25 protein-coding genes, 1 other RNA gene and 1 riboswitch are annotated in these 21,353 nt (G+C 55.4%); of the genes, 18 read left to right on the top strand and 8 right to left on the bottom strand.

Features of this window, described 5'->3' with window-relative positions; translation table 11 throughout:
- Positions 1-16 precede the first annotated feature (16 nt).
- From C8N36_RS15465 to rnpB, 10 genes are all read left to right on the top strand, one after another.
- Positions 17-754, top strand: a complete 738-nt coding sequence (locus C8N36_RS15465) for an alpha/beta hydrolase (RefSeq protein WP_097805726.1) — start codon at positions 17-19, stop codon at positions 752-754.
- A 111-nt stretch (positions 755-865) separates the two neighbouring features.
- Positions 866-1,294 (top strand): VOC family protein, encoded by a 429-nt coding sequence (locus C8N36_RS15460; protein WP_097805725.1) that lies wholly within the window; start codon positions 866-868, stop codon positions 1,292-1,294.
- Between the two features lie 36 nt (positions 1,295-1,330).
- Positions 1,331-1,951, top strand: coding sequence for a hypothetical protein (locus C8N36_RS15455; RefSeq protein ID WP_097805828.1), 621 nt, complete (start codon positions 1,331-1,333; stop codon positions 1,949-1,951).
- A 73-nt stretch (positions 1,952-2,024) separates the two neighbouring features.
- On the top strand, positions 2,025-2,987 hold the full coding sequence (locus tag C8N36_RS15450; protein ID WP_097805724.1) for a nuclear transport factor 2 family protein: 963 nt from the start codon (positions 2,025-2,027) through the stop codon (positions 2,985-2,987).
- Positions 2,957-3,586 (top strand): class I SAM-dependent methyltransferase, encoded by a 630-nt coding sequence (locus tag C8N36_RS15445; RefSeq protein WP_097805723.1) that lies wholly within the window; start codon positions 2,957-2,959, stop codon positions 3,584-3,586. The genes C8N36_RS15450 and C8N36_RS15445 overlap by 31 nt, the downstream gene beginning before the upstream one ends.
- A 199-nt stretch (positions 3,587-3,785) precedes the next feature.
- Complete coding sequence (locus tag C8N36_RS15440) at positions 3,786-4,901, top strand: transporter substrate-binding domain-containing protein (RefSeq protein WP_097805722.1); 1,116 nt, start codon at positions 3,786-3,788, stop codon at positions 4,899-4,901.
- Positions 4,902-5,144: 243 nt separating this feature from the next.
- Positions 5,145-6,239: a transporter substrate-binding domain-containing protein gene (locus C8N36_RS15435; RefSeq protein ID WP_097805721.1), complete on the top strand. Its 1,095-nt coding sequence runs from the start codon at positions 5,145-5,147 to the stop codon at positions 6,237-6,239.
- Positions 6,240-7,280 (top strand): LysM peptidoglycan-binding domain-containing protein, encoded by a 1,041-nt coding sequence (locus C8N36_RS15430; RefSeq protein WP_097805720.1) that lies wholly within the window; start codon positions 6,240-6,242, stop codon positions 7,278-7,280.
- Positions 7,281-7,440: 160 nt separating this feature from the next.
- Positions 7,441-8,151, top strand: a complete 711-nt coding sequence (locus tag C8N36_RS15425) for an alpha/beta fold hydrolase (RefSeq protein ID WP_097805719.1) — start codon at positions 7,441-7,443, stop codon at positions 8,149-8,151.
- 167 nt (positions 8,152-8,318) lie between these two features.
- Positions 8,319-8,740: RNase P RNA component class A (rnpB, locus tag C8N36_RS15420), an RNA gene on the top strand.
- Here the strand turns inward: rnpB and C8N36_RS15415 are convergent.
- Entirely contained in the window at positions 8,741-9,100 is a 360-nt protein-coding gene (locus tag C8N36_RS15415; RefSeq protein ID WP_141468137.1) for a hypothetical protein, read from the bottom strand.
- 183 nt (positions 9,101-9,283) lie between these two features.
- On the opposite strand from C8N36_RS15415, the gene rpmG reads away from it, so the two are divergent.
- Both rpmG and C8N36_RS15405 read left to right on the top strand, forming a co-directional pair.
- On the top strand, positions 9,284-9,451 hold the full coding sequence (rpmG, locus tag C8N36_RS15410) for a 50S ribosomal protein L33 (RefSeq protein WP_058315632.1): 168 nt from the start codon (positions 9,284-9,286) through the stop codon (positions 9,449-9,451).
- 140 nt (positions 9,452-9,591) lie between these two features.
- Positions 9,592-9,820, top strand: a riboswitch (cobalamin riboswitch).
- 108 nt (positions 9,821-9,928) lie between these two features.
- The gene (locus tag C8N36_RS15405; protein ID WP_110767920.1) at positions 9,929-10,294 is read left to right on the top strand and encodes a thioredoxin domain-containing protein; all 366 of its coding nucleotides are present in this window, start codon (positions 9,929-9,931) and stop codon (positions 10,292-10,294) included.
- A gap of 40 nt (positions 10,295-10,334) precedes the next feature.
- On the opposite strand, the gene C8N36_RS15400 is transcribed toward C8N36_RS15405, so the two are convergent.
- From C8N36_RS15400 to C8N36_RS15390, 3 genes are all read right to left on the bottom strand, one after another.
- The gene (locus C8N36_RS15400; protein ID WP_097805716.1) at positions 10,335-10,766 is read right to left on the bottom strand and encodes a hypothetical protein; all 432 of its coding nucleotides are present in this window, start codon (positions 10,764-10,766) and stop codon (positions 10,335-10,337) included.
- A 184-nt stretch (positions 10,767-10,950) separates the two neighbouring features.
- Positions 10,951-11,730: a Bax inhibitor-1/YccA family protein gene (locus C8N36_RS15395; RefSeq protein WP_097805715.1), complete on the bottom strand. Its 780-nt coding sequence runs from the start codon at positions 11,728-11,730 to the stop codon at positions 10,951-10,953.
- Between the two features lie 115 nt (positions 11,731-11,845).
- The gene (locus C8N36_RS15390) at positions 11,846-12,052 is read right to left on the bottom strand and encodes a hypothetical protein (protein ID WP_141468135.1); all 207 of its coding nucleotides are present in this window, start codon (positions 12,050-12,052) and stop codon (positions 11,846-11,848) included.
- A 125-nt stretch (positions 12,053-12,177) separates the two neighbouring features.
- Here C8N36_RS15390 and C8N36_RS15385 point away from each other — a divergent pair, with 125 nt between their 5' ends.
- Positions 12,178-13,026 (top strand): LysR family transcriptional regulator, encoded by an 849-nt coding sequence (locus tag C8N36_RS15385; protein ID WP_097805713.1) that lies wholly within the window; start codon positions 12,178-12,180, stop codon positions 13,024-13,026.
- Between the two features lie 4 nt (positions 13,027-13,030).
- Here the strand turns inward: C8N36_RS15385 and C8N36_RS15380 are convergent, their stop codons facing one another.
- Together C8N36_RS15380 and C8N36_RS15375 are read right to left on the bottom strand one after the other, a co-directional pair.
- The gene (locus tag C8N36_RS15380; protein ID WP_170125889.1) at positions 13,031-13,438 is read right to left on the bottom strand and encodes a hypothetical protein; all 408 of its coding nucleotides are present in this window, start codon (positions 13,436-13,438) and stop codon (positions 13,031-13,033) included.
- 79 nt (positions 13,439-13,517) lie between these two features.
- Positions 13,518-14,519, bottom strand: coding sequence for an alkane 1-monooxygenase (locus C8N36_RS15375; RefSeq protein WP_097805712.1), 1,002 nt, complete (start codon positions 14,517-14,519; stop codon positions 13,518-13,520).
- A gap of 177 nt (positions 14,520-14,696) precedes the next feature.
- On the opposite strand from C8N36_RS15375, the gene C8N36_RS15370 reads away from it, so the two are divergent.
- Both C8N36_RS15370 and C8N36_RS15365 read left to right on the top strand, forming a co-directional pair.
- Positions 14,697-16,382 carry an NAD(P)H-dependent oxidoreductase subunit E gene (locus tag C8N36_RS15370; protein ID WP_097805826.1) on the top strand — a complete coding sequence of 562 codons (1,686 nt, stop codon included), beginning with the start codon at positions 14,697-14,699 and terminating at the stop codon, positions 16,380-16,382.
- 83 nt (positions 16,383-16,465) lie between these two features.
- On the top strand, positions 16,466-17,113 hold the full coding sequence (locus C8N36_RS15365) for a lysoplasmalogenase family protein (protein ID WP_097805711.1): 648 nt from the start codon (positions 16,466-16,468) through the stop codon (positions 17,111-17,113).
- Here the strand turns inward: C8N36_RS15365 and C8N36_RS15360 are convergent.
- Positions 17,110-18,030, bottom strand: coding sequence for a lytic transglycosylase domain-containing protein (locus tag C8N36_RS15360; protein ID WP_097805825.1), 921 nt, complete (start codon positions 18,028-18,030; stop codon positions 17,110-17,112). The two genes, C8N36_RS15365 and C8N36_RS15360, sit on opposite strands and share 4 nt — an antisense overlap.
- 103 nt (positions 18,031-18,133) lie before the next feature.
- Here C8N36_RS15360 and ftsY point away from each other — a divergent pair, with 103 nt between their 5' ends.
- From ftsY to C8N36_RS15345, 3 genes are read left to right on the top strand one after another with little or no spacing between them, the layout of a single operon-like run.
- Positions 18,134-19,312, top strand: a complete 1,179-nt coding sequence (ftsY, locus tag C8N36_RS15355) for a signal recognition particle-docking protein FtsY (protein WP_097805710.1) — start codon at positions 18,134-18,136, stop codon at positions 19,310-19,312.
- Entirely contained in the window at positions 19,309-20,211 is a 903-nt protein-coding gene (locus C8N36_RS15350; RefSeq protein ID WP_097805709.1) for an EamA family transporter, read from the top strand. Before ftsY ends, C8N36_RS15350 begins: the two co-directional genes overlap by 4 nt.
- A 33-nt stretch (positions 20,212-20,244) precedes the next feature.
- Positions 20,245-20,862, top strand: coding sequence for an inner membrane-spanning protein YciB (locus C8N36_RS15345; protein WP_097805708.1), 618 nt, complete (start codon positions 20,245-20,247; stop codon positions 20,860-20,862).
- A 47-nt stretch (positions 20,863-20,909) separates the two neighbouring features.
- Here C8N36_RS15345 and C8N36_RS15340 read toward each other — a convergent pair whose 3' ends face one another.
- Entirely contained in the window at positions 20,910-21,344 is a 435-nt protein-coding gene (locus C8N36_RS15340; RefSeq protein ID WP_097805707.1) for an Lrp/AsnC family transcriptional regulator, read from the bottom strand.
- Positions 21,345-21,353 lie beyond the last annotated feature (9 nt).

Genomic DNA, 21,353 nt, shown 5'->3' with positions numbered 1-21,353 from the left:
AATAACGGAGATTTAGATGGCAGATATTTGTTATCTCGACGGTCCGCGCGGGCAATTGGCCTATGTCTATACACCGGGCGACGGACCTTGCATTGTATTCCTGTCCGGATACCGATCGGACATGGAGGGCACCAAAGCGGTGCATCTTGAAGCTTGGGCAGTATCGCAGGGACGGGCGTTCCTGCGACTTGATTATTCCGGGCATGGCAAATCAGGAGGAGAATTCGAAAAAGGGTGTATTGGTGATTGGGCCGCGGATGCGGCTTTGGTTATCAAGCAGTTGGTCACTGGCCCTTTGGTTTTGGTCGGATCCTCCATGGGGGGATGGATCGCTTGCATCTTATCCAAACGACTGTCGCAAACTGTCGGGTTTGTTGGCATCGCAGCGGCCCCGGATTTCACCGAGGAAGAGTTCTGGGCAGGATTTAATGCCGTTGAGCGCCGCCAAGTCATGGAAGAGGGGCATCTTGAGATGCCTTCGCAATTTGACGATCCTTATTGGGTAACCCGCAGGTTGATCGAAGACGGGCGGGAACAGTTGGTTCTTCGCAGCCCTCTCAACATGCCTTGGCCCGTTCGTTTGCTACAAGGCACAGCGGATGAGGCTGTGACCCGCGATACAGCACTCAAGCTGCTGGATCACATCAACAGCGACGACATGCACCTGACGCTGGTCAAAGGCGAAGATCACCGGTTTTCCTCACCGCAGTCTTTGGTCTTGATCGAAAAAGCCTTGCAAGACATCTTGGATTAATTCGTTTTTGCACCGTTTGACATGTTGGCGCTGCCAAATTGGTGTGGTTGGTGTTCCATGTAACGGGTCACCAACCGGTGAAAGAGTAGATTGAACCCAAGAGGTAGACTGATGGAACAGCGCATAAGCTTGATTACTTTGGGCACGGTAGATGTTGAGTCTGCGTCGCGGTTTTATGAGGCGCTGGGCTGGAAACGGGTGGAAACACCGGACAACATTGTGGTGTATGATCTGCTTGGGCAGGCAATTGGCCTATACCCGCTGGCCGCTTTGGCCGAAGATATCGGCGTGCCGGCCGCGGATCTGGGACGCGGGGCGATGACTTTGGGGCAAAACATGCGTTCAAAGGACGAAGTGGACGCCGTTATGGCGCAGGTTTCCGGTGCCGGTGGCAAAGTACTCAAGCCGCCGCAGGACGTGTTCTGGGGCGGCTACCACGGGTATTTCTCTGACCCCGAGGGGCATATTTGGGAAATTGCCTACAACCCGTTTTCTGCGCTGCGGCCAGACGACGGGGCCTTTCGTTGGGGTGGGTATTGATGCGGCGGGCGGGCTGAAATGCGCCGCCCCGCATCAATGTGGAGCCTTGAGACCCTTGGCCGCCAGCGACTGTCGAAACACTTTTGGATGCGCGAGTTTTTGTATTCCGAAATCGGGAGCTTTCACGAAATCAGCAACATTCCCGATGATCCTGATCTAGCGTTGGAGCGGGGGCGGGCATTTTGCGAAACGCTTCTTGATCCAATTGAAGAAACCTTTGGCCGGATCTTTCTAAGGTCTGGATATCGGTCCGCGCGGCTGAACGCTTTCGGCAACGCTCATAAACTTAACTGCGCCCGAAATGACTATCCGCTGGAATGCCACATCTGGGATTTGCCCGAGGTGCCCGTTGCGGGGGCGTCCATTGTAATTCCGTGGTTTGCCGATCAATACAGCACAGGGCGTGATTGGCGCGATCTGGCATGGTGGATACATGATCATCTCGACTACTCCGAGATGTGGTTCTTTCCAAAATTATGTGCGTTCAATCTGACATGGCGGCCAAACCCGCAGCGCCGGATCGATAGCTACGTCGCGCCGCGTGGCTGTTTGCTGCGGCCGGGGGCCGATCCCGAAGAACCGTTGCAGATTCGCCAAGATCGCTATGCTGATTTTCCGAAATTCCAGGGAATCTCCTATCCTGCCGGTCGATCATAACCGGGTATTAACCTTGTTTGGTCACTTGTGAAGAAAGGCAGTTTGGCACGGACAGGCAAAGGAAGGTGGCCCGATGCAAGGATTTGATCCAAAATTTCGGGATTTCCCCGACTATTTGTTCACCTCGACCCGCGAAATATGGGAACGGCGTGGGCTGATGTCTCGTATCCAAGAATACTACCATCCGGATGTCACCATGCGTACACCACGCGGCATCGGGTTTGGGGTACAAGCCGTTGCTGATTTGGCGATGGAGTGCCTTGTCGCTTTTCCAGATCGCGCGATGTTGGGTGAAGATGTGATTTGGTCAGGAACGGACCGGATTGGCATGTTGGGGTCGCAAAGGATCTTGTCGGATGCAACCCATCGTGGCTCTGGCCCTTATGGTCCGGCCAATGCAACCACCGTCAGATTTCGCGAAATGGCTGACCGTTATGCCAAAAACAACCACATCAGCGAAGAATGGCGGGTGATGGACAGCGGTGCAATCTTGCGCCAACTCGGGCTTGATCCACAAAACTGGGCGCGCGATCAATTGACCGGTTCAGGACCGAAATCCGAACCGTTTCGACCTGAATTGGATGAGGTTGGGCCCTATACAGGGGCGGGCAACGCGAACCAATGGGGCGCAGCCTTTGGGACCATCCTTGAACAAATTATGATGGGCGAACTCTCTGTTATCCCAGAACAATATGATCGCGCCTGCCAGATGAGCTATCCGGGCGGCAAAGAAGTGCACGGCTGGGCTGCGGCAGATTCTTTTTGGCTAGGGCTGCGGGCGGCCTTTCCCTCGGCCGAATTCATAATTCACCACCGGATCGGCATGGAAGAGACCTTGATGCCACCGCGCGCGGCGGTACGATGGTCGCTGACCGGGCGGCACGATGGCTGGGGGGCTTTTGGCAAGCCCACCGGCGCGCATGTACATGTAATGGGCATCAGCCATGCTGAATTTGGCCCATGGGGGTTGCGCCGGGAATGGACTCTATTGGATGAGGCCGCTGTATGGCTACAGATCGTGAAAGAGACCGGCTAGATGCCCTGTCGCGGGAAACACATGCCGTGTATCAACGGCAGGCCGAGGTATATGACCGTGGACGCAACCGTACTTTGTTTGAGCGGAACTGGCTTGAGCGTGTCACACAAGATGTGAGCGAAGGCGGGCGGGTTCTGGACTTGGGATGCGGGGCTGGCGCTCCGATCGGTGAATGGCTGGTTGCGCAAGGTTTCGAAGTGACCGGTGCGGATTTCTCGGATCGGATGCTGTCGTTGTTTTCGGGTCGTTTGCCACAGGCGCGGGCGGTACAGGCGGATATGCGGCAGCTAAAACTGAACCAGAGGTTTGAGGCAATCATCGGCTGGGGCAGCTTTTTTCACCTGAAGCCGGACGAACAGCGGCTGGCAGTTCCCGCCATTGCACGTCACCTTGCACCGGGTGGTCGGTTGCTGCTGACCGTTGGCCCGGACGAAGGCGAAGTGACCGGCCGCGTTGGAAGCGATACAATATACAGCGCGTCTTTGGCGCTGGTTGAATACACCACGCTTTTACAAGCAGGTGGCGCTGAGGTCGAAGATTTTGTGCCCAACGATCCCAACTGCAACGGCTTTTCGCTTCTTTTGGCGCGGTCGCAATAGATTCGGATACAGCGCAGTGATTCTGTGGATAACTCCCCCATTTATCCTGACTTCCCTTGCGTTAACCAAAGGAAGCCTTTGAAACCTATGGGGGAACCACACTCCGTAGTGGAACTGTTGACCGCTGCCACAAGATAAGCGACGCTTGCGGTGCTGAACTCTCGGGAGAAGGGGACGGCACGAGTAGGGGGAAAGACTCATGAAGAAACGCGCTTTGGCGTTGGCGGCGACGCTATGGACTGCCAGCATGGGGGCCGCTTTGGCCGAGGAAACATGCGGCGGGGTCTATAAGGTCCGCAGCGGCGATTCACTGTCATTGATTGCTGATTATTTGTACAAGGATGTCAGCCAGTGGACCGTTATTTACCGGAATAATATCAGTAAGATAAGCAGCCCTGATAGCATCCGTGTAGGACACGAATACCGCATTCCTTGCATTGATGGTATGCCGCTTGGTCTAGAAGGTGGTACGCCGCTGGATTCCGTGAAACTGGCGGCCGTCACCGGAACCACACCGGTAACAACCGACAAGCCTGAAGATCGCCAGCGCGCCGCACAGCGCCGCAGCCAGGACATTGAGCTCAAACTGTTGGCCGGAGACGATTTCCGCCCCTTTACCAATCGTTTGCAGTTAAACTCGGGTTTGATCACAGATCTGGTCAATCGGGTTGTTGTCGCGTCTGATGACTTGGGCAAGCACAAGTTCTATTGGGTCAATGACCGCTCGGTCCACCTTGATCCTATGCTGTCCGAAGGCATGGTTGATCTTGCTTTCCCTTGGCGCAAACCGGATTGCGACGTCGCGGGCAACACCCGCCTTTGCACCGATTTTGTTTATTCCGAACCGATGTTTGAAATGTTGGTGGTGCTGTTCACCAAAAAAGGCAGCGGGGTCACTTATCGCTCTGAGGCTGATCTGGACGGCATGCGTGTGTGCGCACCTTTGGGCCATCAGGCTGCCGGTCGCAACGGGCAAGGCGCTGATTTCTTGACCCGCGTAGGGGCCCGTTTGCAGATGCCGCAAACTGCTGAGGATTGCTTTTCGCGCCTGATCGCCGGGACTACAGACGCGGTGGCTATGAACGAATTCACCGGTCGGATCGTGTCCAAGGATATGGGTGTTTCCAGTCAGGTCGAATTGCAGCTCAGCCGCCCCTTGGCGATTGAAGGCCTGCACGCTGTGGCGCATAAATCCAACCCGCAGGCCAATCAGATTATCTCGTCCTTTAATCGTAGCCTTGGTGAAATGCGCGAAAGCGGCCAATACCTGAGTGTCATCGACAAACATATGTCGAGCATTTGGGCAGGTTTGTAACCCACGATTTAAAGCCTGAGCAGGGCGATGGGAAGCCGAACCCGTCGCCCCGTTTCATCAATTCGATTCTGTGGATAAGTCGCTGTCAGATAGCCCATTTTCCTGAAAGAGCGGCATCTGTAGCCGGCAAAATACTCGAAAACCCTTTGTATCTATAGGCCTGACCACAATCCCTAGGTAGGCCGTTGACCCCCGCCACCACATGGGCGACCATTTGTTAACGGGATTTTGGGGAAAGAACCTATGCTAAAACGCCTAAGTGCGCTTGTGGCCTCTGCCATTGTTGCCAGCTCTATGTCGGCCTCTGCGCAAGAGACCTGCGGTGGAGAATATACTGTACAGCGCGGCGACAGCCTGTCTTTGATTGCAGACAAGTTGTACAAGAATGTTGGCCAATGGACATCTATCCATGGCAACAACAACGATAAAATCGGGTCAAACCCGAACAATATCCGCGTCGGAATGAAGCTGCGTATGGCCTGTATTGGCGGCATGCCAACCGGCCTGAAGGGCGGGACTTCCGTTGCGGTGATCGAGGCAGCAGCAGCTGTGCCGGCAGCGCCCTTGGTTGTGGCTCCGGGCAATGCGGCGACCCGCAAAAAGATCAACATTTTGACCGGGGACGACTTTGCGCCGTTTACCGATCGTGGCCTGCCCAAGGGCGGGATTCTGGCTGATGTGGTGGAAGAAGCAATGAAGGCGGCGAATCCGGCGCAGGGCTATGCCGTGCACTGGGTCAATGACTGGTCGTCGCACCACGAACCGCTCTTGTCGAATGCGCTGCTGGATATCGGATTCCCTTGGTTTAAGCCTGATTGCGACGCCGACCCCGAAACGTATCGCTGCGCAAACCTGCGGTTTTCGGAGTCCATGTTCGAAGTCTTGATGCTGCTGTTTGTAAATAAAACGCAGCCGATCACCTTTACAACGGATGCCGATTTACAGGGCAAAACCCTGTGCCGCCCCAAGGGCTATTCGACGTATATCTTTGATCAAAATGGCCGCAACTGGCTGAAAGACAAGCATATCACGCTGCACATCGGTGACAGTCCGGCGGATTGCTTTGATCTCTTGGCCGAAGGCAAAGTTGACGGCGCGGTGCTGAATGAATTCACCGGCCGCAAGAAAATAAAGGAAATGGGACTGCAAGACCAAGTGCAGATCGCACAGGGGCAGCCCATTTCAGTCGATGGCAACCATATGGTTGTTCACAAATCACACCCCAATGGGCCAGCATTGTTGGCAGAATTTGAGAAAGGCCTCGCCATGATCAAAGAAAATGGAACCTATCAACGGATCATCGACGAACACATGACCCGCATTTGGGCAGAGTTCTAAATGATGAAGCGTCTTCTTTTGTCCCTTGCTGCGTTGCTGTCGCCACTGGCGGCCGCAGCGCAGGATTGCCCCGCCGAAACCTACACGGTTCGGCCCGGCGAAACCGTGTTCAGTATTGCAGAACAGCGCTTTGGCGATCCTGAAAAGTGGACGCTGATCTATTATGCGAACCAAGAAATGCTGCAAACCAGCGTGTTTCAAATCAACCCCGGAGATGTGCTGACCATTCCGTGTATTCCGGGTCAAGAAGCGGTCGCCGCGGCCGAGGTGACCCCGTACCACGTGTCCGAGGGAGAAGCAGAGATCAAGCTTTTGACCGGCACGGGGCGCCCGCCGTTTTCCGATCTGAACTGGCTGGGCCAAGGCATGACAACCGAACTGGTGCATGCGGTGATGGAAGAAACACCCAATCCGGTGAAGTATTCTGTGACCTTTGAACAGGATTGGTCAAAACAGCTCTTCCCGATGTTGGATGAAAAGACCTATGATATGGGCTTTCCTTGGTTCAAACCAAACTGCGAGGAAACCCCAGAAGAGCCGCGCTGCGCAAACTTCCATTTCTCGGACCCAGTGGTTGAGATTTTGGTATTGCTGTGGGTGCGCAAGGGGCAAGAATTCAAGTGGGAACAAGACGGCGACATTCATGGCAAAACGATTTGCCGCGCCGCTGGACAGTTTGTGCATGATCTCGACAGTCAGGACCGCCAGTGGTTGTCCAAAGGCTTGATCAATCTGGAGCGCCGCAATGAGTTCAAAGGCTGTTTTGAAGCCTTGATGGCGGGCGAAGTCGATGCGGTTTCAGCCAATGTGTTCAACGGAGCGCACATGGTGGATCAGATGGGCCTGCGCGGCGAAATTGAACCGCTGACACGGCCTCTTTCTGTGCAAACCATGCATATGATTATCTCAAAGCGTCATTGGCGGGGCACCACAATGATGTATCGTTTCAACGCTGGATTGGCCGAGTTGCGCCAGTCCGACCGGTATAATCAAGTGGTGAACAAGCATCTGAAGTATTTCTGGGACAAGCTGGATCAATAATCGGGCACAAACCGGTCAAATGATTGAAACGAGGCGCAGAAATGCGTCTCGTTTTTCTTTGGCATCTTCCCATTGCCTGTGCGTCTGGTAGGGTGCGGCCCAAAGGCAATCGAGCGCGCAATCGGGTCTTGGCCTGCTTGCGAAAAGGAAAAACTTATCGATGCGTGAACCTGTCGTGTTTTTACCAGCCATGATGTGTGATGCACGGCTGTTCGGACCTTTGATAGCAGATCTATCGCGCGATCACGCTGTGATGACTGCACCCATAACCCATGGCGAACGGATAGAAGAAATCGCATCGGGATTGCTGGATGTTTTGCCCAAACGGTTTGCACTGGCGGGGCTTGGAATGGGCGGGATTGTTGCGCTTGAGGTTATTCGGCGGGCACCGGACCGTGTATCGCGATTGGCACTGATGGATACCACCCCGCTGGCCGATACGCCGCAGCAAGCGGCGGCGCGTGACCCTTTGATCATTCGGGCGCGCACCGGCAAACTGAGTGAAGTGATGGCCGAGGAAATCAAACAATCAGATTTGGCCATGAGCCCGCACCGGACCGAGATTTTGGCTTTGGTAGCCGATATGGCGCAGGGGTTAGGATCTGACTGTTATGTGCGTCAGGCACGTGCGATGCAGCGCCGCCGGGATCAACAAACCACGTTGCGCAAGATCGCTGTGCCAACGCAGATTATTTGTGGTGTTCAAGACGTGATCTGGCCGTTGAAGCGCCATACATTTTTGGCTGAGCTGATTCCAGGCGCCACGCTGAGTGTGATTGACGACGCGGGGCATTTACCGCCGCTTGAACAGCCGGAACAGGTTGTTGAGGTGCTGCGCGAGTGGCTTCGGCAGCCGCTGGTCTTGCGCTAACGCGTGCGGGGCGATTGACGCTGTCAAAAAAGGTGCGCCTTGCGGCGCTCTTGCTTTCTCGTCCTGCCGCGCTATGAGCGGCGTCCTCGGGTCGGCGATCAGACGCGCTGATTTGGATTGGTCTTGGGGATTGACGCGCCTAGCGGGCGCAGGTAGGGCAGCCAAGCGCGGAAGGCTGGACGGCCGCACCTGCAAGGGTGAGGAAAGTCCGGACTCAGCAAAGCATCGGTGCCGGGTAACGCCCGGGCAGGGCAACCTGACGGAAAGCGCCACAGAAAACAAACCGCCCGCCATGCCTGAGGTTCGCCAAGGGATCACATGGTGCGGTAAGGGTGAAACGGTGGGGTAAGAGCCCACCGGGGGGCTGGCAACAGTCCCCGCATGGCAAGCCCCACCAAGGAGCAATGCCAAATAGGAACCTCGCGTTCGTCTGATCCCCTTCGGGGGATATCGGGGCAGGGCAGCTTTGGCCTGAGAGGTTCGGGTTGGCAGCAAGAGCCATGTGGCAACGCATGGCCCAGATGAATGGTCGTCGATCCTTAGGGCAACCGAAGGGGGACAAAATCCGGCTTATAGGCCTTCCGCGCGCTTATTCCGGTTGCACAGTATAGACGAAGGCCTGGCCATTGCCTTTGTCGCGGGCGATGCGAAAATCGGTGCCATCATATTCCCACAGCTGGCAATCTGCTTTGGTCGAATAGCTTTTTAGGATGCGGCAGAAAAAGCCGTCTTCCCATTGCCATGTTCCGGTGATTTCCTTGCCCTTGAAAACAACTGTCATCGCGCCTTTGTCGTGCACGGTGACCTGTGTGTCCCCCAGATACAGGGTTTTATCCAAGGCAAGGGCGCGAAATTCGGGCTCAGAATCAATACGGTCAAAGTCCTGTGCCAACGCACTGGTGGTCAGCAGCATCAGGGCCAGTGTGGTGGAAAAGAGCGTTTTGGGCATGGAAAACTCCGACATTTGGGACGCTCAGACGCTAGGCTGGGCACAAACTGGCCGCAATGCGGTGGAATGACCAAATTCTGATAAGGAATCTGTCCGCAAGCGGTTGACTTGGGGCAGGGGGGCAGTAAAAGACAAATTCAAGATTTTACGTGGGCACACGCCCATCGTTGCAGGAGACGACCCATGGCGAAGCCTACCACAATCAAGATCCGCCTGAACTCGACCGCAGGCACCGGCCACTTCTACGTGACCAAGAAAAATGCCCGTACCATGACCGAAAAAATGGTTGTGAAAAAGTACGACCCGGTTGTGCGCAAGCACGTTGAGTATAAAGAAGGCAAAATTAAGTAAGCTTTCTTTCTTTTGGATTTTCCAAAGATGCAAGCCGCGCGAGGGAAACCTTGGCGCGGTTTTTGCTATTTCTGGACGATCGAGATGGCGGTTTGGAGCTGGAAACTGTCGCGCAGGTGTTTGACTTGTCCCGCAGAATTGGGCACCTTGCAGATGATGGTTTCATGTCCGCCAGCCGGTTGGCCTGAAAGAATAGGGAACACGGTGCGGCCTGATATTGGGCCAATTCCGGGACTGCCCCCGCAACTGTAAGCGAAGAGCATGTCTGCTAATCCACTGACGCCGAACCAAGAAAAGGTGCGGTTTTGGGAAGGAGCAGGCGCGCATTGATCCGCAAGTCAGGAGACCTGCCATCGCAACTGAAACGTAACTCGGGCGGGGCGATCCGGGAAAGGCTTGCGATAATGAACACTGTGGCCACAGCCATTGAACCAACAGGCTTTTTCTTCCCTGCCAACTGGCGCGGAGGGCGACCTGATGACCAAACCCCTAAACCACACCCCTTTTCGAATGACGATTTGCACCGGATGTAAGATTCGCGGCGGATTCTGTTCGGCAGGGTATGAGATGCTGAAGCGCTTGCAGGCAGGCATTTCGGCAGCGGGAACCAGCCTTGGGCCGGAGTTCGAGATATCGGGGCAGGTTACGCTGTCTGGCTGCCCGGAAACGTGCACAGCGGCTTACTATGGCTCGCAGGCCGGTTGCTATCTGTTTGGCGATGTCGCCGAAGGGCAAGATATCGCAGAGCTATTGGCCTATGCGAAAACCGACGGTTCAGAGCATTTGGCGCATGAACCGGCGTGTGTCGTGGCGTTGGAGCCGGTCTCCGGCTCCTTGCACTAAGAGAATAAGGGCCGGTTGTAACATCCGGCCCAAAATTGCGTCAGCGGGTGACGACCTGCGCCTCTTTGAGCACGACCGCTTGCCATGTTTCGGGGTCGTTCACGCGGCTGAGTTGGCCGCGCAGAGTGATGCGTTGGCCTTCGTCGATCATGCCGATTGGGTCAGCCAGAGATACCTGTAAGCTGGCCCCATGGTCGGGATCTCCGCAAAACGGGCAGAACCCCATGTCCGAAACCATGATCAATTCCCGCACCTGTTCGCCAGGAAACATGGGCGCGACATAGCCGCTGATCTCAATCTCTTGGTCGGTTTCGCTGATCCCTGCGGGAAAACTCTTGCGCACTTCATAGCTGTTTTCAGTCACAAGCTCGTCGATCTGGATCTGGCCGATCAGATCCCAGATGTCACCGGGTTGGGCAAGAGCTGGTGTGGCCCCCAGGGCGGCGGCAATGGCCAAGGTACTGCTACGCATCAATTAATTTCCCAAATAGCGAAGTTTTGAACTGCAAGTGCAGATTGACGCGTTCGGAGGCCAATTGAAACCAAGATTTATTGATCTGGGCAAGAATTCGCCGCAGGTGTTGTCTGAAGTTCATGCAAAAAAAAAGGGCCAGCGTGACTGCTGGCCCTTCTTCAATCGGTAAGCTCGCGCGCTGTTATTCGCGATTGCCAAACAGTTGGAGCATGAACATGAACATGTTGATGAAGTCGAGGTACAAGCTCAGCGCGCCACTGATGGCGGCTTTGGAAAGCCATTCCTGATCGCCATGCTGGGCATGTTCGATATAAGTGTTTTTGATGTTTTGCGTGTCATAGGCAGTCAGACCCGCAAAAATCAGCACACCCAAGCAGGAGATCGCCAGCTGCATAATGCCGGAGCCCAAGAAGATGTTGACGACCGATGCGACCAGAATACCGATCACGCCCATGATCAGGAACGATCCCCAACCGGAAATGTCTTTCTTAGTGACATAACCCCAGATTGACAGACCGGCAAAAGCGATCGCTGTGATCAAAAAGACCTGAATGATCGACATGCCAGTGTAGATCAAGAAGATCGAGCTGATCGACAGGCCCATGGTTGCTGCAAATGCAAAGAAGACCAGTTGAACACCGGCGGCGGACATGCGGTTCATTGCGGCACCAAAGCCGAAAACAAAGGCCAGCGGGGCGAACATGATGACCCACTTCAACGGACTACCATAGATAGCGTAGCCGAAGTCGGTCAGATAAGTCCCTTCGCGAATGGCACCAACGGCAGCGCTCGGATCGCTGGTAACGGCGAGGTTGGAAATCGCCCATGCCGCTGCGAATGTGATCAGCATGCCGATCGACATTGTGCTGTACACTTTGTTCATGTGGGCACGAAGCCCTGCGTCGATCTGTGCGGCGCGGGCACCAATGCCCGCGGAGCTGACCGTGTCGTATTGAGCCATAAAAGCCTCCGTGTCGAATATCTGCCGCGCAAGATGCACGGGTTTATGTCTCAGATATTGGCTATGTGGCGTGATTTTTCAAGGAATACCGCATGAAATCCTGAGAGTTTTTGTTTTATTTTGTCCAGTGATCCGGCGCATCCCAAAGGACTCGCGCTTGTTCTTGCAGTGCGGGGGCTGCGTTCATATGGGAATCCCTCAACCCTGCCTCATCCAAAGTGGTCATTGCTTTGCGATGACGCAACTGTTCCACCCATGCCTGCATTGCGGACAGGGGGTGTAGACTAAACATAGGGGCAAATTGCGATGCGGCACGGATCATGGTGGTTCCCTTCACGGTTTGTGATGAAATGTCTGTTTTGTATGTTTGTTGTTGATATATATGTCGCGCCATGATTGATTTGTGAAACGAATGTTAATGACGAAAGCCATCAAGGAATGTGATAAATGCGAAATTTAGACATCACAACTTTGCGCTCGTTTATGGCTGTGGCCAATTCGGGCGGTGTCACGCGGGCGGCAGGCTTTTTGAACCTGACGCAGTCTGCGGTGTCGATGCAGTTGAAGCGTCTGGAAGAAATGCTCAACCTTCAGCTTTTGGATCGCTCCGGGCGCGGTGTATCCCTGACCCCTGCTGGCGCACAATTGCTGACCTATGCGCAAAAGATCGTTGATCTGAATGATGAGGCTTATACCAAGCTGACGGACCAGAATTGGGAGGGCGACATTATTCTCGGCGTGCCCGAAGACATTATCTATCCGGTGATTCCAGAGGTGCTGCAACGGATGGGGCGCACCCATCCTCGGGTCAAAGTGCAGCTGGTCAGCTCTTTCACTAAGACCCTGAAAGATCAGTTTTCAAAAGGCGAAGTGGATGTGATCCTCACCACAGAAACCGGCGTCGATAGCGGCGGAGAGACGCTGACCACTGTGCCGCTGAACTGGATTGGTGTGCCTGATGGCCAAGTGTGGAAGACGCGGCCCCTGCGGGTGGCCTTTTGTCGGCGCTGTGTGTTTCGTGAAGACACGTTGAAACGTCTGGATGCAGCGGGCATCGAATGGGAAATGGCCGTTGAATCGGACAGCGAAAAGGCCGTCGATGCAACGGTAAGCGCTGATCTGGCTGTAACGGTCAAGCTAGAGGGGCACGCGCCGCCCTATCTTGAGCCAATCGACGGGGGCAATGCATTGCCCGACCTCGGAACGCAGCGCATCAACCTCTATGCAGGGTCAGGTAAAAAGCAACTGGTTGATACTCTGAGCGATTATTTGCGGCAGGGCATGGCGGCGGTTTAACGCGTCAAACGCCCACATCCGGCCCAAGGCAGAGCATGGGTTCATCGTTTTGCTGGGCTTCATAAAGGACGGTGTTTGCCGGGTCGTTTTCAAACACGGCCCGCAGGCCCGTTCCTTCGTCAAAAAACGACCAACATTGCGGTTCGGGCGTGTCCTCATAGACGAAACAGATTTGTCCGGCGTCTTCGTACCAAATACCGTCCTTGCATTTGCCGTCCAGAAAGGACCAGCGCACTTTGCGGTTAGGTAGGTATTCTTCGACACCATAGGATTGGCCGGCCTGACCGAAATACAACGTTTTACCCAAAACATAGGATTCGAATTGCGTGGCGCTCAGCGGTTCTGCCGCCAATGCGGGCAGGGCTGCTGTTGCGATCAAAGCACTGAGTACGGGGGCAAGAATCTGTTTCATGGTCCTTCTTTTGCCAGAACTCAGGCCTATCGGAAAGTCGGGGATTCCCTGCCACTGCGAATGGGCGGGCCATTGCCCATCATGACGTCCATTTTTTTGCACGCGGGTCCATGACTTTGCGCCAAAGCGGGGGGGATAAGGCCAAAACAGCCATAACTGGAAGGGGATGGGGCAAAATTGGCATATCCCCCCGATCCAATTCCAAACCCGGATAAGGGCGATTGGGATGCGCGTGATGGTCTGAATGGCGCGGAGCGTTCAACATCAATGCCGAGGAAAAGCCATGCGGGCTGTTCCAACTGTGCTTGGGGCCAACCGGTTCCCACTTGTTTGGCGCGGCCTTGACCCGCTGCAAACCATAGTGCTGAACATAGTCCGAGAGCAGCAGTTGAAGCTGCGCATAAAGAGACAACCCCAGCAGCGTCCCAACGCCCGCCCAGCCGGCCAGAACACTGGCAATAGCCAGCGAACAGGCCGCGTATGCCCCGTAAATGGCATAAGGATGTATCCCGCGCCCTTTGCGAAACGTGGCTTCGGCGCGATAACCTTGCCGCAATGCACCGATCCAGGCGCGGGCCGCAAACCGGTAGAACCCTTGCCCAAGTCGCGCCGAGTTAGGATCACGCGGGGTTGCGGCATAGATATGGTGCACCCGAACATGAGCCGAGGCGTGAAACCCGAACAGGATAGAGCTATAAACCGCGACCCCTAAACGGTGTAGGGGGCGGGCAGACCGGTGAATCAGCTCATGCGCATTGGAATTGCTTACCTGACCTAGGAACAGCGATAGGGCAAAGAAGATGAACACTTTGTCGAGCACCGCGAGATCTGAGGCTCCGATTGCCCAGACCCCGCCAAACAGCAGCGGGAAATGGACCACTCCTAGCGTTACCGAAAGGCCATTGCCTGCGGGGAATTCGGCACCGGGATGGTCCGGTGCGGCCAGTGCCGTCAGCTTGTCCATAAAAAACGTGACGACGGTGATATATAGCAGGGCCAGAACGCTAAACGGCGCGCCGACTATCAAGGCCAGTGCCAAAAGAGCGACCATCCCGAGTGTGACAACGGTGAATCGTGCCATTGCGGGCCCCTTTGTTTTCCGCTTCTACGCGCTTCATTCGTACCTTTATCGGAACGGATCGTCACTATCCGATGAAAACCTCATGAGTGCGCGGCGCAAGATCCCCCCTTTGCGTCGTTTTTCATCTGCGCAATCCAACGGGTCGGCGGTAGGGTGCCCACAAAGCAGGAGACGCACATGGCACTTGATGAACGCAAAGGTGTTTGGAAATCTGGCAAAGGCAAAGGCCGGCACACGCCCAAGGGGCGACAGCTGGACGATGCAGCCTTGGCGCAGGTTCAGGCGCTGATCGCGGATCGTCCGATTAGGCGCGATTTGCTGATCGAGTTTTTGCACCTTGTTCAGGATGAATATGGCCATCTGTCCGCAGCGCATCTGCGCGCGCTGGCCGAAGTGCTGCGTATTGGACAGGCCGAGGTTTATGAGGTCGCAACTTTCTACGCCCATTTCGATGTGGTCAAAGAGGATGAAACACCGCCCCCGGCCTTGACCATCCGGGTTTGTGATAGCTTGTCGTGCGAACTGGCCGGATCAGAACAGCTGCAAAAGGCGCTCGAGGACGGGATGGATCCGGCGCAGGTTCGCGTTGTGCGCGCGCCCTGCATGGGGCGTTGCGATACAGCGCCGACGGTTGAACTGGGCCACAACCATATTGATTTCGCGACACCGGAAAAGATCATCGCAGCCATCAAGGCCGACGAAACCCACGCCCGCATCCCTGACTATGAAACTCTGGCCGCTTATCAGGCCACAGGGGGCTACAAAAAGCTGTTGGAGCTGCGCGAAAACGGTGAACCGCATCAGGTTCAAGAAACGGTTTTGGCATCGGGTCTGCGCGGTTTGGGCGGCGCCGGATTTCCGTCAGGCCGCAAATGGGATTTTGTACGCGCCGAGGCAGGCCCGCGCTATCTGGCTGTAAACGGCGATGAAGGTGAACCGGGTACATTCAAGGATCGGTTCCACCTTGAACGTGAACCGCATATGTTTCTTGAGGGCATGCTGATTGGCGCATGGTCGATCGAAGCGGAAACTTGTTTCATCTATATGCGCGACGAATATCCGGCTGTGCTGGAAATCTTGCGCCGCGAGATTGCCGCGCTGGAAGAGGCCGGCCTTGTCGAAAAAGGGTATATTGATCTGCGCCGCGGTGCCGGTGCCTATATCTGCGGCGAAGAAAGCGCGATGATCGAAAGCATTGAAGGCAAACGCGGCATGCCGCGCCATCGCCCGCCCTTTGTCGCTCAGGTCGGAATTTTTGGTCGCCCGACATTGGTTCACAACGTCGAAACCCTGTATTGGGTCGGAAAAATCTGCCGCGAAGGTCCCGAGATTTTCAGCTCGGTTGAAAAGAATGGCCGCATTGGCCTGCGCAATTATTCGGTGTCAGGGCGCGTGAAAAACCCGGGGGTGTATTTGTTGCCTGCGGGATCAACGATCACAGATGTCATTGCAGCCTGCGGCGGGATGCTCGACGGTCACAGCCTGAAAGCCTATCAACCGGGCGGCCCATCTTCTGGTCTGTTGCCTGCATCTATGGCGGATGTCCCGTTGGATTTTGACACCTTGCAGCCCCATGGCACCTTTATCGGATCGGCCGCTGTGGTGGTTTTGTCTGATCATGACAGCGCCCGCGATGCGGCGTTGAACATGTTGCGGTTCTTCGAGGACGAAAGCTGTGGTCAGTGTACGCCCTGCCGGGTGGGGTGTGAAAAGGCTGTTAAACTCATGCAAGCCAAGTCATGGGATCAAGACCTGCTCGAAGAGTTGAGCAACGCGATGATCGACACGTCTATTTGCGGCTTGGGGCAGGCGGCTCCGAACCCGATCCGCTTGACGATCAAGCATTTTCCGGACGAGATCTAAAACGGGCGCATGCGGGCGCGATATGACCATTGGTTAAATTGCGCCCCGCATGGCTCCGGTCCGTTTTTTGAGCGAAACACCCAATGTCAGACGTTGCCGCCTTTCCGATCATTTTCACTTTACTGGCCGTGCTCTCGGCCAGCAGCGCACTTTGCTTTACGTTTTGGAGCGGAGAGTCCTGGCCGCGATCCTTGTGCAAAACCCTTGCGGTCGGGGCGCTCTGTGTTTGGGCCTATGCGGTCGGGCATCCGGTTTTGGCCTTGGCACTTGGATTGTCCGCCTTGGGTGACTTGGCCTTGTCCCGCCCCGGAGACAGGGCCTTTTTGATTGGAATGCTGGCTTTTGCCCTTGGCCATCTGACGTATTTTGGTTTGTTCTATTCCGGTGGGCTGGTCGAACTTGGCAGCCCTCAATCCGTATTGGTTGTTGGTGTCGCCGCAGCCGCTTTGTGGCTCGGGCCGGTGTTTGCCCGCAAGGCCGGGGCGCTGGCGATACCGGTGCTGATCTATGTAGCGATCATCGGGCTGATGGGGGCCGGTGCAGTGCTGCAACCCTCTGGGGCGGGGCAGACCATCACGCTGGCCGGGGCGCTTTTGTTCATGATGTCGGATGCCTTTATCGGGCAGGAAAGATTCCTACAGCACCACTGGCCTGTTCAATCTCACGCCATTTGGGGGTTTTACTATTTGGGCCAAGTGGCGTTGTTTGTCGGGTTTATCTGGATTGGTTAGTGATTGCGAAAAACGGTGCAGATACATCCCTTTGCCTTGAGGCGACCGCACAATTTCCACGCGCCATCACGGCTGTCTCGCCCGATGCGGGCCAAAAAGTATCCACCTTTGGGGCTTGCACGGCTTTTTTGCCAAATCAAATCGGGATTTTCGGATTTTACAACTGATGCGCAACTCTTTGCGCGGGCCTTGTACTGCTCCAAAGCGCGCTTTTTCGTCACGCCAAAGGCCATCTGCACCCCCCACTTTTTCAACTTGGGTTTTGGCGGCTCGAGCGGCGGGTACTTGGACAATTTGCGTTTGCGCGCCAATTCATAACAGGCCTGTTGAAAGGGTTTGTCTTTTTGCAGGCGGTAGTCATGGGTTGCAGGCGGGTTGTGGGCCCAGATCTCTGCTGGGAAGCCGGTGATGATTTTGACGTATTTGACGGTTTCGGACGCCAGCCCGCCGGTGCCGGCCATCAACCCGTTGGCCCGCCGTTCGCCGCCATTATAACCGACAGCCGCCAGGCCATGATTGCCAAATCGTTGACTCATATCCCCCAGATATTCTGCTGAATACTCAAGCGCTTGGGCGGGATTGTACGGGTCGCGTAATCCGCGTAGCTCAGCGGTTGAAGGAATAAATTGGGCGATGCCGCGTGCATTGGCATGGCTCAGCGCATTGGGGTCAAAGCGGCTTTCTTGCCAGATCAGACGGGCAAAGAAACCAGGATCCAGATTGCTGTCGTTCGCAAAGGCTTCGATGGCTTGGCAGGTGTCAAAGACAAAATGGGTGGGCCGGATGCACTGCACCTGCCCGAATGCACCATCCGAACACATGGTGCCCGGTTCATCTGTATCGGCTTGGGCCGATCGGGGGGCCAAAGGTGCGGTGAGACCCGCCAACAGCAAAACACAAAGAAACGCGCGTAACATCATAGTGTCAAATAAGGGGCTTTCGCAGCCATAGGTCAACTGAGACTTTTATTGCAGCGCCAGCCGTATTAGGTGGAAGGAACAGTTATATGCAGGCTTAGACATGTCCTTTTTCGGCAAACTCAAAAACAAATTGTTCAAATCCTCTTCCAAATTGGATGAGGGACTGGATGCGATTGTCCAAGATGGTGGCGAAGACGCTGCGCCCGAGGTGGATGTTCCTGCGCCGGAGCCGGTTAAAACACCGGATGCAATACCTAACGACATCGCTGAAATCCCAACCGATGAATCCGAGCCCGCGTCCGAGGTGGCACCAGACCAAGAGACAGATTTAGTGCGGTCTTCGGACCCGTTGGCTGAGGCTGTGGCCCAAGCACCGGAAGAAGCATCCAAGCCCGGTATTTTGGGCCGCCTGATGGGGCGTGGCGGGGAAAGTGCCGACCTTCGCCGTGTGCTTGACGATGACATGCTTGAAAGCCTTGAGGAGCTGTTGATCCAGTCCGATATGGGGGTTGATACAGCCCTGCGCGTGTCTGCCAATATCGCCGAAGGGCGGATGGGCAAGAAGCTGTCTGTGACCGAAATCAAAGGGCTTTTGGCCGGCGAAATTGCCCGCATCATGGAGCCGGTGGCAAAACCTTTGCCGCTATACGCAACGAAACCACAGGTGGTTTTGGTGGTCGGGGTGAATGGATCGGGCAAAACCACAACCATCGGCAAGCTGGCGTCCCAGTTCCGCGCGGCCGGAAAAAAGGTGGTGATCGCTGCGGGTGATACGTTCCGCGCTGCAGCGGTAGAACAATTGCAAGTCTGGGGGGACCGCGCGGGCGTGCCGGTTTTGACCGCACCCGAAGGGTCGGATCCCGCGAGCCTTGCCTATGATGCGATGACCAAAGCCCAAGAAGACGGGGCTGATCTGTTGATGATTGATACCGCGGGACGATTGCAAAACCGTCAGGATTTGATGGAAGAGTTGGCCAAGATTGTCCGGGTGATCCGCAAGAAAGACCCTGACGCGCCGCACAACACATTGTTGGTGCTGGATGCCACCACGGGCCAAAACGCTGTGACGCAGGTCGAAGTGTTCCGGAAAATTTCGGATGTATCGGGGTTGGTGATGACCAAACTGGATGGAACAGCGCGCGGCGGCGTCTTGGTGTCGCTTGCCGATAAATTTGGCCTGCCGATCCATGCGATTGGTGTCGGGGAACAAATTGATGATTTGGCCCCGTTCGATCCCGAAGAGTTTGCGGCTGCGCTGACCGGTCTTGATGCCGAGTGAGTGATTGGCTGATCTCTCTGGAAGGGACAGAGGCGGGGCATCAGCTTGCGCTTTGGCTGGCGATTCTGGCTGCGTTTTTACATGCGTGTTTCGGGGCCTTGCAAAAAGGGCGGCACGATCCGTTTCTGGCGCGCGGAGCAATTGACGGCATGTATGGCATCATGGCGATGCCGATTGCACTGTTTGTTGTGCCATGGCCCGAGCCGCACATGTGGCCGATCTTTGGCGGCGTCTTTGTAATCCACATGGGTTATAAACTGATGCAAGCGCAGGCCTATTCCCGCGGGGCCTTTACGGTTGTTTATCCGGTTGTGCGAGGAACGGGGCCGTTGTTCACGGTGTTTGGTGCGTCCTTGGTGTTTGGCGAGAGCTTTACCGGTATTCAGTGGCTGGGGGTGGCGATTTTGCTGGCCGGAATATTTGGGCTGGCGGCCTATAACTGGGCCTTTTTGGAAACCGAACGCGACACCTTGAAATCGGCGCTGTTTCTGGCGTTGGGGACGGGGCTGTTTGTGGCACTTTACACCACCTATGATGCCTATGGCATTCGCGCGACGGCCAATCCATTTACCTTTCTGGCGTGGTTTTTCTTTATCGACGGGTTGCTGATGCCGGTCATTGCCTATCTGCGCTATCGCAATATGCAATCGCCACCCGATATGGGGCCGCTGCTGGCACGCGGGTTTGTTGGCGCGATCTTCGCCTATTTCAGCTTTGGGTCGATCATGTTGGCGACACGGCTTGATAAAGTTGGCGAAGCCGCGATTTTGCGCGAAACCTCGACTGTGTTTGCGGCGCTGATCGGGTGGTTGGTGCTGCGCGAAACAGTGGGTCCGCGGCGCATCGCTTTGATGGCATTGATCGCTTTGGGCGCGGTGGTTGTTGAGGTTGGCGGATAGAGCGCCTATCTGGATAGCCAAAGGAGCCCTTGAATGACAAAGCAACCGAACCCGACGCTAAAGGCGATTTTGGAATATGGACCGCTGGTGGCGTTCTTCATCGCCTATCTGAAGCTCAAGGATGAGATCTTTACGATTGGTGGTACGGACTATCAGGGGTTTATTGTGGTCACCGCGGGCTTTATCCCGCTGTTTTTGATTTCGACAGGCCTGCTTTGGAAGCTGACTGGCCATCTGAGCCGGATGCAGGCCGTGACGGCGGTGTTGATCGTTGTCTTTGGCGGGTTGAGCGTTTGGTTCAATGACGAGCGATTCTTCAAGATGAAACCGACGCTGATTTACCTGCTGTTTGGCGGGATTTTGGGCTTTGGCCTGATGCGCGGCGAATCCTATCTGAAATCGGTGATGGAAGGGCTTATGCCCTTGAAACACGATGGTTGGATGATTTTGACCAAACGGGTTGCTGGTTTGTTCATCGCTTTGGCGGTGTTGAACGAGACAATCTGGCGAACAATGGATACTGAAACCTGGGTTTATTTCAAAACCTTTGGTTTGCCGGCTGCGATTTTCTTGTTTTTTATGTTTCAGACAAAGCTGTTCCAAACTTACAGCATTGCGGAAACAAAAGAGGGCGACGAAGACGCCGGATGACCCCGCTTTTGACAGGCGCACCCACCCTGCGCCCGCCAAAACCGGGGTCACCCGGCGCGGTCGATTTTGGTGCTGAGGTGAATCAAGCTCTCCGAGGTTTTGACACCTTGTGCATCGCGGATATCATCAAGGCGTTCGTCCAGTTCTTCGGTGGTTTGGGCGGACAAAATGACAATCAAATCAAACCGGCCCGACGTGGTGTGGACCGTTTCTACCTGCGGTAGGGTTTTGAGGCGGGCAATCACCGCTGCGGCTGCGCGTGGTTCAATTGACAGCAAGGCCGTGGCGCGAACAGCGGGGCGCAGGCTGGCCCCTTTGCGCAGCGTAAATCCGGCAATGGCACCGCGATCTTGCAATCGATCAATGCGCGCTTGAACAGTGGTTCGCGCGATGCCGAGGCGGCGGGACAAATCCGCAACCGGAAGCCGGGCATTTTCTGACAGTAAAGATATAAGTTTCATGTCTATTTCGTCAGTTTGCATGTTTTTCCC

This window comes from Pelagimonas varians, from assembly GCF_003208435.1.
GTDB classification, from domain to species: Bacteria; Pseudomonadota; Alphaproteobacteria; order Rhodobacterales; family Rhodobacteraceae; genus Pelagimonas; species Pelagimonas varians.
The sequence above is the reverse complement of the archived record's forward strand: the minus strand, read 5'-3'. Positions and strand labels throughout refer to the sequence as shown.

Bases quoted from the DNA above. Each gene is read 5' to 3' on its own strand.
- C8N36_RS15465 (WP_097805726.1), top strand. From the start codon at position 17: ATGGCAGATATTTGTTATCTCGACGGTCCGCGCGGGCAATTGGCCTAT.
- C8N36_RS15460 (WP_097805725.1), top strand. From the start codon at position 866: ATGGAACAGCGCATAAGCTTGATTACTTTGGGCACGGTAGATGTTGAG.
- C8N36_RS15455 (WP_097805828.1), top strand. From the start codon at position 1,331: ATGTGGAGCCTTGAGACCCTTGGCCGCCAGCGACTGTCGAAACACTTT.
- C8N36_RS15450 (WP_097805724.1), top strand. From the start codon at position 2,025: ATGCAAGGATTTGATCCAAAATTTCGGGATTTCCCCGACTATTTGTTC.
- C8N36_RS15445 (WP_097805723.1), top strand. From the start codon at position 2,957: ATGGCTACAGATCGTGAAAGAGACCGGCTAGATGCCCTGTCGCGGGAA.
- C8N36_RS15440 (WP_097805722.1), top strand. From the start codon at position 3,786: ATGAAGAAACGCGCTTTGGCGTTGGCGGCGACGCTATGGACTGCCAGC.
- C8N36_RS15435 (WP_097805721.1), top strand. From the start codon at position 5,145: ATGCTAAAACGCCTAAGTGCGCTTGTGGCCTCTGCCATTGTTGCCAGC.
- C8N36_RS15430 (WP_097805720.1), top strand. From the start codon at position 6,240: ATGATGAAGCGTCTTCTTTTGTCCCTTGCTGCGTTGCTGTCGCCACTG.
- C8N36_RS15425 (WP_097805719.1), top strand. From the start codon at position 7,441: ATGCGTGAACCTGTCGTGTTTTTACCAGCCATGATGTGTGATGCACGG.
- C8N36_RS15415 (WP_141468137.1), bottom strand. From the start codon at position 9,100: ATGCCCAAAACGCTCTTTTCCACCACACTGGCCCTGATGCTGCTGACC.
- rpmG (WP_058315632.1), top strand. From the start codon at position 9,284: ATGGCGAAGCCTACCACAATCAAGATCCGCCTGAACTCGACCGCAGGC.
- C8N36_RS15405 (WP_110767920.1), top strand. From the start codon at position 9,929: ATGACCAAACCCCTAAACCACACCCCTTTTCGAATGACGATTTGCACC.
- C8N36_RS15400 (WP_097805716.1), bottom strand. From the start codon at position 10,766: ATGCGTAGCAGTACCTTGGCCATTGCCGCCGCCCTGGGGGCCACACCA.
- C8N36_RS15395 (WP_097805715.1), bottom strand. From the start codon at position 11,730: ATGGCTCAATACGACACGGTCAGCTCCGCGGGCATTGGTGCCCGCGCC.
- C8N36_RS15390 (WP_141468135.1), bottom strand. From the start codon at position 12,052: ATGATCCGTGCCGCATCGCAATTTGCCCCTATGTTTAGTCTACACCCC.
- C8N36_RS15385 (WP_097805713.1), top strand. From the start codon at position 12,178: ATGCGAAATTTAGACATCACAACTTTGCGCTCGTTTATGGCTGTGGCC.
- C8N36_RS15380 (WP_170125889.1), bottom strand. From the start codon at position 13,438: ATGAAACAGATTCTTGCCCCCGTACTCAGTGCTTTGATCGCAACAGCA.
- C8N36_RS15375 (WP_097805712.1), bottom strand. From the start codon at position 14,519: ATGGCACGATTCACCGTTGTCACACTCGGGATGGTCGCTCTTTTGGCA.
- C8N36_RS15370 (WP_097805826.1), top strand. From the start codon at position 14,697: ATGGCACTTGATGAACGCAAAGGTGTTTGGAAATCTGGCAAAGGCAAA.
- C8N36_RS15365 (WP_097805711.1), top strand. From the start codon at position 16,466: ATGTCAGACGTTGCCGCCTTTCCGATCATTTTCACTTTACTGGCCGTG.
- C8N36_RS15360 (WP_097805825.1), bottom strand. From the start codon at position 18,030: ATGTTACGCGCGTTTCTTTGTGTTTTGCTGTTGGCGGGTCTCACCGCA.
- ftsY (WP_097805710.1), top strand. From the start codon at position 18,134: ATGTCCTTTTTCGGCAAACTCAAAAACAAATTGTTCAAATCCTCTTCC.
- C8N36_RS15345 (WP_097805708.1), top strand. From the start codon at position 20,245: ATGACAAAGCAACCGAACCCGACGCTAAAGGCGATTTTGGAATATGGA.
- C8N36_RS15340 (WP_097805707.1), bottom strand. From the start codon at position 21,344: ATGCAAACTGACGAAATAGACATGAAACTTATATCTTTACTGTCAGAA.